Genomic DNA, 13,451 nt, shown 5'->3' with positions numbered 1-13,451 from the left:
ATCGCCTGACCCCAGGCGCCGGCTAGGTCACGGGACGTGATTGAGCAGCTCCTTCGCCTCTTCGACTTCGGGAAGATTTCGCTCCGCATCGAATTCGGCGAGCACGGGAACGAGCACTTCGATTGCCGCGCCCGCTCGACCATTCCTCTTGTGCAGGCGCGCAAGTCCAAGGGCGCTGCGCAGCTCGAAAGTCTTCGCCTGCTGGCCTCGTGCGATGTCCAGCGCTCGCGTGAGGGCATTCTCGGCACCGGAATCGTCCGGAGGGTCATGGCGCAACAAAAGCTCGCCGCGGACGCGGTGCAGCTCGGCATCAAGCCAACGCTGACCGGATTGCTCCGCCCATGCAATCAGCTCACTCAAGATTTCGAGCCCGGTTTCGACTTGGCCCACCTCTGCGTCCGCCATGGCGACATGCATTCCCCAAAACGGTTCACAGAGGTAGCAGTCATTCTCGTGCAGCAAGGTCCAGCCGCGGCGCATTTCTGCCAGTCCGGCCATTCGCTCGCCGGCACGCCATCTGGCCAGTCCGTTCAGGTAGGTGCCGGCGGCCACATAGAGCGGCATCGTGTGGTCGCGCGCGAGACCGAGCGCCAGGATCGTCTCGGTTTGCTGCAACAAGCCCCCGCACAGTCCGTCGAACACAGCGCGATGAACAAGCGCATTGGCCTGGGAAAGCGCCCGTTGTTCTCCGGAAGCACGCACCGCTTCGGCGGCGAGCTGGCGTGCGCGGCCGATCCTGCCCAGCGGCCAGAGTACCAAGGCGAGAAACCTCATGATCACGAACGGAAGATCCAGCGCCGAAGCCCTGAACATCGCCGGATCCGGCTCGGCACCATAGATATCCAGTGCTTGCTCGAGATGCCTCCGCGCCTTCAAGTAGTCACCACCGAACCAGCAGGTAACCCCGCCTGTCCAATGGGCAACGATGGCGACCACCGGTGAGTCCGGCCGTCGGTCAGCGGCGCTCTTGATGGCATCCGCCAGCTCCCGCATCGGAGCGAGCTCGCCGTGTGTCAGGCAGGCATTGAAGAGGCCCGAATGGACCGGCGCAAGTTCAACGGGATCATTGATGTCGGCGGCGAACTGTCGGGCGCGCGTCCATGCGGCGACCGTTTCGGGGGCGCTGTGCCCGAGACTGCCCCGCAATGCACGGCCATATGCGATTTGAAGATGCAGCCTGCTCATCATCCGGCGGGGCTCATCGGGCAGTTGATCCGCCGTCGCAACCGCCTTGCCGAGATGCGCGATCGCCTCGGCATAGGCCGAGCGCTTTAGGGCCTGCTGGCCCGCCTTGCGCCACCATTCGAGCGCGACCTCGCTCAGCCCCGCCTCGGTGAAGTGATGTGCCAGAACTTCCGGCTCAGTCTCGGCCACGATCGGAAACTTCTCGCGCAGGACATCACCGATGCGCTTGTGAAGCACCTGCCGTTTGCTCCTGAGCAGGCCCTCGTAGGCTGCTTCCTGAACGAGAGCGTGCCTGAAGCTATAGTTTGCTTCGGGCGGAGCCCCGTGACGCACCAGCAGTTCCGCCTCTTCGAGCTGCGCTAGCGCGGCGCTCAGCGTCAGATCATCGCGTCCCGCCACATATCTCAGCAGCGCGTATGAAAAGTCGCGGCCGATCGCGGCGCCGATTTGCGCCACCTCCTTGACCGGAGCCAGCCGGTCGAGCCGCGCCATCAGCGAATCCTGCAGCGTCGCGGGAATAGCGAGCGGCGGGAGCGGACTATCGAGGCGATAACGCCCGGCGTCTTCGACGAGCAATCCGGATTCCAGCACCATCTTGGTGAGTTCCTCGACAAATAGCGGGACACCATCCGTCTTGTCGATGATCTGCTTCATCATTTCCCGTGGCAGCTGGCGGCCGACGGTCACCTGTTCGACCAGCGCGCGCGTGTCCTGCGGGTCCAGTCGGTCGAGCCGCAACAGACTGACGTTGGCAAGGCCCGACCAGGAGGGCTCGAACTCTGGCCGGGATGTCGTGAGCACGAGTATCGGCAGTCCCCTGATCCGATCAACCGCAAGATCGAGCAGTTCAAGTGTCGTGGCATCGGCCCAATGCATATCCTCGCAGATGATCAGCAGCGGCTGCTCTCGCGCCAGCCCCTCGAGCTGATCGAGCAGGGCGGCAAATGTCTGTCGCCGCTGCTGCGCCGGGCTCAAACCAAGCGGCGGACAATGGTCGCCGGTTGGAATCGAAAGGAGAGCCGCAATGAGCGGTGTCGCTTGGGCGACGTGCTGCGTTCCAAGCGCCAGCATGGCCTCGAGCTTGTCGAGCTTTTGCCCGGGCGTGTCGTCCGAGCGGATGCCGGCGGCGCGCTCGAGCTGCGCGACAAAGGGATGAAGCGCACTGTTGGTGTGGTAGGGCGAACACTGATATCGCACCCGGCGGTGCACCCCCAACGCGGGACTTTCGGACAGCGTTGCGACCATGCGCGACTTGCCGATGCCCGCTTCGCCGGAAATCAACAGCATCTGGCCTCGGCCTTGCCATGCCAGTTGCTGGCGTGAGAGCGCGAATTCGATCTCCTGCTTGCGGCCGACAAAGCCGATCGAGCGCGCAGCACGAACCGCCTCGAAGCGACTCTCCGATGCGGTCGTTCCCTCGACCGCCCAGACCGCAATGGGTTCGGCTATCCCCTTGACCTCGCGGCGGCCGAGATTGCGAAGCGCGAAGAGATCGCCCAGCAGCCGGCGCGTCGACGAGGCAACGACGACCGCGCCCGGCTCCGCCAGGCTCTGGAGCCGGGCAGCGAGATTTGGTGTGTCGCCGATCGTTCCGTGCTCCTCTGACGCACCTCCGCTGACGAGATCGCCGACCACCACAAGCCCGGTCGCGATCGCGATCCGCAGTTCGACCCGTTCGTCGGCGCTTGTCTTGAGTTGCCCGACCGCAGAGATGATGTCGAGGCCCGCTCGCACGGCCCGCTCCGCATCATCCTCGTGGGCGCGAGGATAGCCGAAATAGACGAGTATTCCGTCACCGACGAACCTGGCTATCCTGCCGTCGTAAGCAGCGATGACGCTCGCGCAGGCGGCGCGGTAGGCGCGGATCACTTCCCACATATCCTCGGGATCGAGCCGCGCCGAGAGCGCAGTCGAGCCGACCAGATCGCAAAACATAACGGTGAGGTGACGCCGCTCGGCGTCTTGAGGAGGAGCGGGCGATGCGATCAGCGCGGCTGGATCGAGGTCGGCAATAGCACGCAGCATTTTGCGGCGATGGCCAAGCAAGACTCCGAGCTTGTCGAAGTCGTCATCCATCAGTTCGGGAAGGACACCCATGTCGATCCCATTTTGGACAAAACGCTCTGCGTATTGCCCAAGCCCCAGCTTCTCGAGCCACTCCGCAATCTGCATTGGCTCCACCGATCGTGCGGTTGGCGGTTAGCAGAATTTTGGACCACGGCACGCAGGGACAATATCCCAACGCCACCATGATGGCACGTCTTGTTTGTTGCGCGACAATCTAGGTTGCGCAGGACCGATACGCGTCCAATCAGGAAAGTCGTTCGATGCGAACGTCTGCGCTACTAAAAATCGTCTGCACGTAGCGTCGAACGACAGAGGTTGCGATCGTCAATGACTCCTTCGGATCTGAAGGCGAATCCGGCACCCGGGCTTTTGCCCACGCCGAGATGCCCGGCATGCGCTTTTTCCGCGAGGACAGTCGTCTTCACTCCCTGTCCATGGTCACTTCGTAGCTGCGCGCCATCGCTCCCGCCGCAACTTGAAGCGAAGAGCCGACGATCCAACAGCCGGCAACAAAGACGATCAGGCCATTGGGAAGGCTTTGATCAAGGACAAGGATGCTGACGGACAGAGCTGCTGCGATCGCCGCGCTGAACGTTCCGGCCGCACTCATGATCTCAACCGCCTCGGACCCATTGTATTCCTCCGAGGTGCTCGAAATCGACTTCCGAGCGAACGTACGAGACAAATCAATTCCAATATAGAAGCTGACAGCTCCGTAGATCATCATGAGCAGCACGATCCAGCCGCTTTCAAACAGTCCGCCTTTCTGACGTAACAAGGTTGCACCCACATAGAGGCCGCAAGTGGCCCCAACGGCTGCGAGCCCAATTCTTTCAAGAAGATGGGCCGCCTTGATAAGACTCGAACGGGCGATCCGATAATTGCCGGCGTGTCTTGTCGGCGAAAATGCACTGGAAACTCCGTTGCTGATCTTCATTGGGGGCTCCTTGGTAAGTAGCAGCCTACCGGCCGACCCCGAACAGAAGCTGCGTAAACACGTTTCGCGATGCCCTGATTCCAATTTTCTGAAAGATCTGCTGCTGAGTGTTGGGACTGGCTTGCTCGTGACCAAGACGAGAGCCAATCCAAAGCTGCGAGCACCCGGCTTCGCAGGCATTGCATCTCACCCGTGTCTGTCAGTTAGCTCCGGGTGTGGCAATTTCTTGCGGGAGTAATAGCTCGAAAAGAAACTGATGGAATATGAGACGGTTCACATGCCGCAGTTCCCTGTCGCTCCATCCCAGTCACGATTTCAGGAGCCCGTATCGTCGCGCACGGCAGTGCAGGAGCAGGAGCTGAAAGGTGCCCTCAGTTGGCCGATCAGGCCAACCATTCCTCGCCCCAGACCTGGACGACGTGGCCGGGCGACAATTCGCGATATTGCCGGCGAGGCGGCTGGTAATCCGGCGCGCGCACCGGGCTTCTGATCTCGTCGTTGGAAGCCTCGCGCCTGGTGCCGCGGCGCGATGGATCGGGCACCGGCACGGCAGCCATCAGCTTCTTCGTGTAGGGATGCTGCGGATTGCCGAACACTGCCGCGCGCGGACCGATCTCGACGATCTCGCCGAGATACATCACCGCGACGCGGTGGCTCATGCGCTCGACCACCGCGATGTCGTGGGAAATGAAGAGATAGGCAAGGCCCATGCTGGCCTGAAGGTCGAGCATCAGGTTCACGACCTGCGCCTTGACCGAGACGTCGAGCGCCGAGACTGCCTCGTCCGCGACGATCAGCTTCGGCCCCAGTGCAAGCGCACGCGCGATGCAGATGCGCTGGCGCTGGCCGCCGGAGAATTCATGCGGGAAGCGCGCGGCCATGTCGGCAGTCAAGCCAACGCGCACGAGCAGATCGGCGACCTTATCGCGCGCCTGCGACGCCGACGCGAGCCCGTTGGCGAGCAATGGAGCCGCGATCGCCGTTCCCACCGACATGCGCGGATTGAGGCTCGCGAACGGATCCTGGAATACGATCTGCATGTGCTTGCGGAAATCGCGTAAAGCTCGGCCGTTCATGGCGAGCACGTCCTGGCCGCCGATCAGGACGGTGCCACTGTCCGGCTCGAGCAGCCTGAGAATCGAGCGGCCTGTCGTCGACTTGCCGCAACCGGATTCGCCGACCAGCGCCAGCGTCTCGCCGACGCGCAAGGTGAAGGAGATGTTCTCGACCGCGTGGACACGGCCCGAGACCTTTCCGAACAGGCCCGAGCGGATCGGAAAGCGCGTGGTGAGATTGGCGACTTCGAGCAACGGACGCTCGGCGGTCGAGACCGTGTCGGGCGTCTCCACCGGCTCGTCCGAAGTGCCCGAGACCTTGTCGACGATGGGAAAACGCATCGGCCGCTCACGTCCGTCCATCGAGCCGAGGCGCGGCACGGCGGCGAGCAGTGCGCGGGTGTAGGGATGCGACGGAGCGGCGAAGATGCGCGACGTTGCGTCGGTTTCGACCGCCTGCCCGCCATACATCACCACGGTACGATCAGCGATCTCGGCGACCACGCCCATGTCGTGGGTGATGAAGAGGATCGACATCCCCTCCTCCTGCTGAAGCTCCTTCAGCAGTTCCAGGATCTGCGCCTGGATGGTGACGTCGAGCGCGGTGGTCGGCTCATCCGCGATCAAAAGCTTCGGCTTGCAGGCCAGCGCCATCGCGATCATCACGCGCTGGCGCATGCCGCCGGAGAAGCGATGCGGATGCTCGTGGAAGCGCGATGTCGCCGCGGGAATGCGGACGCGATCGAGCAGGCGGATGGTCTCGGCCTCCGCCGCCGCGCGCGACAGGCCGCGATGCTGGATCAGCGCTTCCGCAATCTGGAAGCCGATGGTGAGCACCGGATTGAGGCTCGTCATCGGCTCCTGGAAGATCATCGCGACGTCGTTGCCGCGAATGTCCTTCATGCCCGCTTCGGGCAGTGAGAGGAGATCGCGGCTGGCCAGCATGATGCGGCCCTCGACGCGACCAATCTCCTCTGGAATGAGCCGCATGATCGAGAGCGCGGTGACGCTCTTGCCCGAACCGGACTCGCCGACGATCGCGACGGTTTCTTTGGGGGCGATCTCGAATGACAGGTTGCGGACGACGGGAATCCATCGCCGGTCGAGCATGAAGGAGGTGGTGAGGCCGGCAACCGACAGCACAGGCGCCTGCGCTTCGGCAATGAGTTGATCAGGTGCGTTTGCGCCGGTGCTCATGCGAAGCACCAGGAGCTTTGCGAAATGAGACTGGATCGTGCCGCAAGGAAGGTGCGCTCCCTCCCCCGCTTGCGGGGGAGGGCTGGGGAGAGGGTGCTTCCACAATGAAGGATCCCCAAGAGGAGAGACCCCTCACCCGGCGCTTCGCGCCGACCTGTCCCGCATCCGCCTTCGCCAAGGCTTCGGCGGACAAGAGCGGGAGAGGTGAACTGAGCTCGTGGCTGCGCTGATGTTCCCATCACCATCTCAACCTCAATAACCGCGGCTACGGTCAACGAGTCCCGGCAATTTTTCGCCGCGGCGGTGGCGTGCGATGACGTCGAGCACGAAATCGACGGCCGTATCCGGCGTGGTCATGCTGGCATTGTGCGGCGTCAGCAGGATGCGCGGATGGCTCCAGAACGGATGGCCCGCGGGCAGCGGCTCGGGCTCGGCGACGTCGAGCACCGCGCCTGCGAGCGCGCCGCTGTCGAGCGCGGCGAGGAAATCGGCTTCGACGAGATGCGCGCCACGGCCGACATTGACGAGAGAGGCACCGCGCGGCAGGTGCGCGAACAGGTCCGCGTTCAAGATACAGCGGGTCTCGTCAGTCAGCGGCAGCAGGCAGACGAGGATGTCAGTCTGCGACAGAAAGTCCGGCAGCGAGCCCGCGCCCGAATAGCAGGTCACGCCCTCGATCTCGCGCCGCGAGCGATTCCAGCCGAGCAGCGGGAAGCCGAACGCCATGAGCCGATCGAGCACGGCCTGGCCGAGTTGGCCGAGCCCCATCACGCCGACGCGCCGCCGCTTTGCCGGCATGATCCGGATCTCGCGCCAGACCTGCTCCTTCTGCTGATTGATAAAATGGAGGAGATCACGATGCAGGCCGAGCACGGCCATCGTGACGTATTCGACCATGGTCTCGGCGATGCCGGGCTCCAGCATGCGGACGAGCGGAATATGCGCGGGAAGCTTTGTGGCGTCGAATTGATCGACACCCGCGCCGACCGAGAAGACCAGTTCGAGATTCGGGAACGTCGTGGCGATATCGTCCGGCGGCACCCACACCACCAGATACCTGATATCAGCGGGATTGCCGATGTCGGGCCAGAGCCGAAACGGCAGATCGGGCGCGCGCTCCGCAAAGAAGCGCGCCCACTCGGCGCCGCGAACCATATTGGCCTTGTAGAGAACCGTCATGCCGCCTCAGAACGGGCTGACCGGCGCGAGCCGCCGGCCGTCGATCATGCGCTTGTGGCTGTAAGCCACCGGGTCGACCAGTGGTGTCGAGCCGGTCACGATATCGGCGGCGAGCTTGCCGGCCGCGGGACCAATGCCGAAGCCGTGACCGGAGAAGCCGGTGGCGAGGAAGAAGCCGGGCAAGGCATCGACCGGCGAGATCACGGGGATCGTATCAGGCGTGCAGTCGATGGTGCCGCCCCAGGCTTCCGCGATCTCGATGTCCTTCAATTCCGGATTCGAACGGATCAGCGACGCCAGCGCCGCATTGACCAGCGACATGTCGGGGGATGGATCGCGCACGCGTTCGGCCTCGAACGGCGACGGCTTGTCAAAGCTCCAGCTGGTTCCGCGCATGAGCTGGTCGAAGAACGACTTGCCGAACGACAATTTCAGCCCGTTCTTGCGATGCTGATAGGTCGGCCAGAAGGTGCGGGCGTAGCGGAACAGGTCGGGCGACAGCTCGACCGTGCCGCGGTTGCGCAGCGCCAGCGTAAAGCCGCCGTCGAGACGGCGGCGGATGCAGTAGAAATCGGTGCCGAGCGCGCCGGAGGTGATCTCCGGCCCTGGGGTGGTCCGGCATGCCGTGGCGTTGACGAGACCGATCGGCAGCTCGATGCCGTGACGACGGCAGAACAGCGACGACCATGCGCCGCCCGACAGCAGCACGGACTGCGTGCGAATGGTGCCCTTCTCGGTGACGACGGCGCTGACCCGTCCTCCCAGAGTCTCCAGTCCGCGCGCGGCGCAGCCCTGATGGATGGTGACGCCGTGCTTTCGCGCGGCAGTGGCGAGCGCCGGCACGGCCATCGACGGCTCGGCGCGGCCGTCGCTCGGCGTGTGCAGGCCGCCGACCCATTTGTCGGCATTGCCCCGCATGCGTTCGGCGATCTCGGCCGGCGTCAGGATGGTGGAGTGGACCTGCTGCTCGCGCGCGACCGCGGCCCAACGTTCCCAGCTCGCAAGCTCGTCCTTGCTCTTGGTCAGGAACAGCACGCCGGTGCGGCGGAAGCCGGCATCGACGCCGGCGTCGTTCTGCATGTCCTCCCACAGCCGCAGCGCCTCACGTGCCAGCGGAATCTCCTCGCGCGCGCGGCCCTGCTGGCGGCACCAGCCCCAATTGCGGCTCGACTGTTCGCCGCCGACATGCCCCTTCTCGACCAGCGCGACGGAAAGGCCCTTCTTCGCCAGATGATAGGCCGCGGACACGCCGATCACGCCGCCGCCGATGACGACGACATCCGCCTGTGCCGGCAGGCGTTCATCGCTGTTTATACGGTTGAGCGGCGGGGACATGGGGCACTCCTGGACTTCAGTTCGAACGGACCTGGGCTCGTCATGGGATGTTCATTCGCGGATCGAGCGCATCGCGCAGGCCGTCACCGAGGAAGTTGAAGCTCGTCACCGCCAGCGTGATGGCGACGCCCGGCGCGATCGCAAGCCATGGCGCGCTAGTGAGATAGATCTGGGCGTTGTTGAGCATGTTACCCCAGCTCGCAGCCGGCGGCTGGATGCCGTAGCCGAGATAGCTGACATAGGATTCGAGCAGGATCGCCTTGGCGACGTTCAGCGTCGCCGCGACCACGATCGGCGCGATCGCGTTGGGCACGAGCTCGCGGAACATGATCCGCAGGTTCGACGAGCCGAAGGCGAGCGCGGCGACCGCAAACTCACGCTCCCGCAGCGAGCGCACCTGCGCCTCGACGACGCGGGCGACGCTCATCCACGCCGTCGCTGCGATCAGCACGGTGGTGGTGACGAGGCCGGGCTCGGTGAGCGCCGCCAGCGCAAGCAGCAGGAAGATGGTCGGGAAGCACAGCACGGCGTCGACGAGCCGCATCAGCACCGCGCCGACCACGCCGCCATGGAAGCCGGCGAAGGCGCCGACGACGATGCCGACCGCCATCGCGATCACCATCGCGACGATGCCGATCGAGAGCGAGACGCGGCCGCCCATCATCAAGCGCGCGAGCACGTCGCGGCCGAGCTCGTCGGTGCCGAGGATGTGTGCACCCGACAGCGGCGGCGCGAACCGCTTCATGACGTCGATATAGGTGTCGTCGAACGGCAGCAGATAAGGACCGAACGCCGAGCCGAGCACGAGCACCAGGATGATCACGGCGCCCGCGAGCGCGAGGCGATGCCGGCGGAAGCGCCGCCACGCGGCCTGGCCGGGGGCGGGCTGGACTGTGGAAAGGGTCGCGGTCGCCATCGCCTAGCCCACCCGGATGCGCGGATCGACGACGGCATAGAAGATGTCGGCGAGCAACGAGCCGATCAGCACCATGGTCGCCGAGAACATCAAGATGCCCATCACCACGGGATAGTCACGATAGCCGATGGAATCGAGGAACAGGCGGCCCATGCCGGGCCAGGTGAACACGGTCTCGGCCACCAGCGCGCCGCCGAGCAGCGTCGGAAACTGCAGACCGGCCACCGTGATCATCGGCAGCAGCGCGTTCCGCAGCGCGTGCACGGTGAGGATGCGCCATTCCGGCATGCCCTTGGCGCGGGCGGTGCGGATGTAGTCCTGGTTGATGACTTCGAGCATGGAGGAACGCATGAAGCGGCCCCACATCGCGGTCTCGACCAGCGCCAGCACCATCGCCGGCGCAATCAGGTGATGCAGTAGGTCGAAGAAGGAGCCGTCGCCGACGGTCTCGCGGTTGCCGGCCGGCAGCCAGCCGAGCTTCACCGAGAACACATAGATGGTGACGAGGCCGAACCAGAAGGTCGGGATCGACAGCGCGATCATGGCGCCGACGGTTGCGAGCGTGTCGAACAGCGAATAACGGCGCAGCGCACCCAGCACCCCGATCCAGCAGCCGAGCAGCACCGCGATGATGGTCGCCGTCGCCATCAGTTCCAGCGTGGCGCCGAGATGCGAGGAGATCACCGACAGCACCGCCTCGCCGTCGCGATAGGAGCGGCCCCAGTCACCCCGCACCATGCGACCGAACCAGTCGAGATACTGGATCGGCAGCGGGCGATCGAGCCCGAGCTGCTTGGTGACGCGGTCGAGGTCTTCCTGCGTCATCTGCGCGGAGGCCGCGAATTGCGAGAGCGGACCGCCGGGCGCCAGGTGCAGGATGGCAAAGCCGATCGCCGAGACGATCACCAGCAGCATGATCGCCTGGGCCAGGCGGTTGACGACGTAACGGGCCATCTCAGGCTGCCCTGCGCACCTGATAGATCAGGCCCAGTACCATTCGCGGATGTTCCAGCAGTTGATGGAGGTGTTGATGTTGGGACGGAAGCCTTGCAGCCCCTCCTTCACGCCCTCGGCGATGAAGCCCTGAAACAGCGGCAGGATGGCGAGATCGTTGCGGATCAGCTTTTGCAAGTCGCCATAGGTCGTCTTGCGCTGGGCGATCTCAAACTGCTTGGCGCCGTCGCCGAGCAGACGATCGGCCTCGGGGCTCCTGTACTGATAGGTGTTGTAGCCACGGCCGCCCTTGGCCGGAATGGCGCCGGAGCCGAAGCGCGGCGTCACATCGGGATCGCTGCCGAGCATGAAGTTCACGGACACCAGCACCGAGTTGAACTTCGACTGCTGCCAGAAGTCGCCCCAGATCACGGCGGCCGGCATGTTGTTGACGCGCATCGCAGCGCCGATCGCACGCCAGTCCTGGATCAGGAGCTGCTGGGTCTGCTCGCGCACCGCATTGCCTGACGTCGTCGAGTTGGTGAACTCGAGCTTGACGCCGCCCTTCTCGCGCACGCCACCGGAGCCGCGAACCCATCCAGCGGCATCGAGCAGCGCGTTGGCCTTTGCGGGATCGTATTTGTGTTGCGGCAGCCCCTGTTGGAACGACCACGCCTGCTGCGGCACGAAACTCTCGGTCTGTGTCGGCAGGCCGTAATAGAGCGCGTCGATGATCGCCTGCTTGTTGATGGCGAGATAGAGCGCCTCGCGCACCGCGCGGTCGGCAAAGGGACCGAACTCCAGATTGGGCGCGATATGCTCCACCGAAGAGGTCGAGGAGACGACGATCTTGCGCCCCTTCAGCGTCTTCGCCTCCTGCACGAAGTTCGGCAGGATGCCCTGCAAGCCGGTGTAGTCGACCTGGCCGGTGCGGAACTGGGTGTAGAGAACGGTGAGATCGGGAATGTATTTGAAGACCACGCGTTCGACGTACGGCCCCTTGCCGTGATAGCCGGTATGGGCATTGAGCAGGATGTGGTCGCCGGGCACGCGCTCGCCCCAGCGGAACGGCCCGGTGCCGACAGGCGCATTGTGAAACGGCGAGGCGTTCGGATCGGATACCTTCTCAAGAATGTGCTTGGGCACGATGAAGGTCAGCGATCCCAGAATCGACATGTAGGGCGAATAGGGCGCTTCCATTCGCCAGTGGATCTCGTCGGGCGCGACGACCTTGATGTCCTTGACCAGGCTATGGCCGACGCGGCTCCGCGCGCGAAAATCGGGATTGTTGATCAGCTCGAGCGAGAACTTGACGTCATCGGCCGTGAACGGCGTGCCATCATGCCACTTCACGTCGCTGCGCAGCTTGATCTTCCAGGTCAGACCGTCGGCCGACAGGCCGCCATTCTCGATGGTCGGAACCTCGCGCGCGAGGTCAGGAACGAAATTGCCGGCAGGATCGATGAACCAGAGCAGAGAGAACACCTGCCACCAGACGCCCTGATCGACCTCGATGCCAGGCATCAAGGGATGAAAGACGGTCGGCTCCTGCGACAGCGCTGCGATCACCTGCCCGCGTGGCTTGTCTGGCGGATTGGTCGGGCGCTCGACCTGCGCGAAGGCGTTGCCTGCAAGGGTCCATCCTGCCGCGGCGCCGGCCCCAAGCTGGAAGAACTGGCGGCGATTCGGAATGCCGAGATGCACTGCTCCAACGCCGAACTTGCCGGTGCCGTCTGCCATGGCCACTCTCCGTTGTCGCACGCGGCACCGTCCCCGCGCCCCCGAGACCCCGGCGAAGGGACAGGAGTGGGCTTTAGTGCTTCTAAATTTTTCAGACAAAATTTCATCACGACTAAATACAGCTGTCAATCGCATTGCTAGAATGCGCGACTTTTTCACTCTGACTAAAGCCTCGGATCAATGCGGTGCGGGCTTGAGATGATGCATGGGAGAGCGACATGGATGGTCGCGGCGATACGAAGGATCCGAAGGACGCCCCGGCGATCGAAGCCGACGATGCGGTCGACCAGCGCCTCGGCGAGACCGTGCGGCTGCTGCGCCAGCGCGCGGGCCTCTCGATCCAGGACGTCGCCAACAAGACCGGCCTCTCCACCGGCATGATCAGCCAGCTCGAACGCGCGCGCGCCATGCCGTCGATCCGCACGCTGCGCCTGCTCAGCATCGCGCTCGACGTTCCCATCTCCTATTTCTTCGAGAGCAGCGATCCCGCCGACGTGCAGCGCTACATCGTGCGCAAGAATAACCGGCGGTTGCTGCGGCTCACCGCCAGCGGCGTGGTCAAGGAAGCGCTCACGCCTGACGGCAAGGGCCAGCTCGAGCTCTACGAGCTCACGCTCAATCCCGGCGCCTCGTCCGGCACCGACTTCCTGCAACACACCGGCGAGAAGGCCGGCTACATCCTCTCGGGCAGCCTGCGGCTGTGGCTCGACAACCAGGCTCATGTGCTGGAGGCCGGCGACAGCTTTCGCTTTCCAAGCATCGTGCCGCACATGTTCGACAACCCGACCCAACAGGTGGCGCGCGTGATCTGGGTGACGACGCTGCGCCAGACCGATCCGCCGGCGGGATGACGCGGTACTCCCTCTCCTGAGGGATCCCGCCGCCCGCTACCACCGTAAATTGCCCC

Annotated in this window: 9 protein-coding genes; 1 reads left to right on the top strand and 8 read right to left on the bottom strand. The window is 64.3% G+C overall.

Annotation, left to right across the window (positions count from 1 at the left end):
• Window positions 1–27: 27 nt before the first annotated feature.
• The 8 genes from ACR9YP_RS13880 to ACR9YP_RS13845 form a co-directional block, all read right to left on the bottom strand.
• Window positions 28–3,357 (bottom strand): adenylate/guanylate cyclase domain-containing protein, encoded by a 3,330-nt coding sequence (locus ACR9YP_RS13880; protein ID WP_474220161.1) that lies wholly within the window; start codon window positions 3,355–3,357, stop codon window positions 28–30.
• A gap of 316 nt (window positions 3,358–3,673) precedes the next feature.
• Entirely contained in the window at window positions 3,674–4,189 is a 516-nt protein-coding gene (locus ACR9YP_RS13875; RefSeq protein ID WP_438105875.1) for a hypothetical protein, read from the bottom strand.
• 383 nt (window positions 4,190–4,572) lie between these two features.
• Window positions 4,573–6,441 carry an ABC transporter ATP-binding protein gene (locus ACR9YP_RS13870; RefSeq protein WP_438105873.1) on the bottom strand — a complete coding sequence of 623 codons (1,869 nt, stop codon included), beginning with the start codon at window positions 6,439–6,441 and terminating at the stop codon, window positions 4,573–4,575.
• A gap of 252 nt (window positions 6,442–6,693) precedes the next feature.
• Window positions 6,694–7,620, bottom strand: coding sequence for a 2-hydroxyacid dehydrogenase (locus tag ACR9YP_RS13865; protein WP_438105871.1), 927 nt, complete (start codon window positions 7,618–7,620; stop codon window positions 6,694–6,696).
• A 6-nt stretch (window positions 7,621–7,626) separates the two neighbouring features.
• Window positions 7,627–8,955 carry an NAD(P)/FAD-dependent oxidoreductase gene (locus ACR9YP_RS13860; RefSeq protein ID WP_474220160.1) on the bottom strand — a complete coding sequence of 443 codons (1,329 nt, stop codon included), beginning with the start codon at window positions 8,953–8,955 and terminating at the stop codon, window positions 7,627–7,629.
• 40 nt (window positions 8,956–8,995) lie between these two features.
• Window positions 8,996–9,871, bottom strand: coding sequence for an ABC transporter permease (locus ACR9YP_RS13855; RefSeq protein ID WP_091879499.1), 876 nt, complete (start codon window positions 9,869–9,871; stop codon window positions 8,996–8,998).
• A 3-nt stretch (window positions 9,872–9,874) separates the two neighbouring features.
• Entirely contained in the window at window positions 9,875–10,825 is a 951-nt protein-coding gene (locus ACR9YP_RS13850; protein WP_438105869.1) for an ABC transporter permease, read from the bottom strand.
• A gap of 27 nt (window positions 10,826–10,852) precedes the next feature.
• Entirely contained in the window at window positions 10,853–12,544 is a 1,692-nt protein-coding gene (locus ACR9YP_RS13845; protein WP_474220159.1) for a peptide ABC transporter substrate-binding protein, read from the bottom strand.
• A 218-nt stretch (window positions 12,545–12,762) separates the two neighbouring features.
• Between ACR9YP_RS13845 and ACR9YP_RS13840 the strand changes: the two genes are divergently transcribed.
• The gene (locus ACR9YP_RS13840; RefSeq protein WP_128937846.1) at window positions 12,763–13,395 is read left to right on the top strand and encodes a cupin domain-containing protein; all 633 of its coding nucleotides are present in this window, start codon (window positions 12,763–12,765) and stop codon (window positions 13,393–13,395) included.
• Window positions 13,396–13,451 lie beyond the last annotated feature (56 nt).

The organism is Bradyrhizobium sp. BR14999 (assembly GCF_056106085.1).
This window is presented reverse-complemented; position numbering and strand designations above follow the sequence as displayed.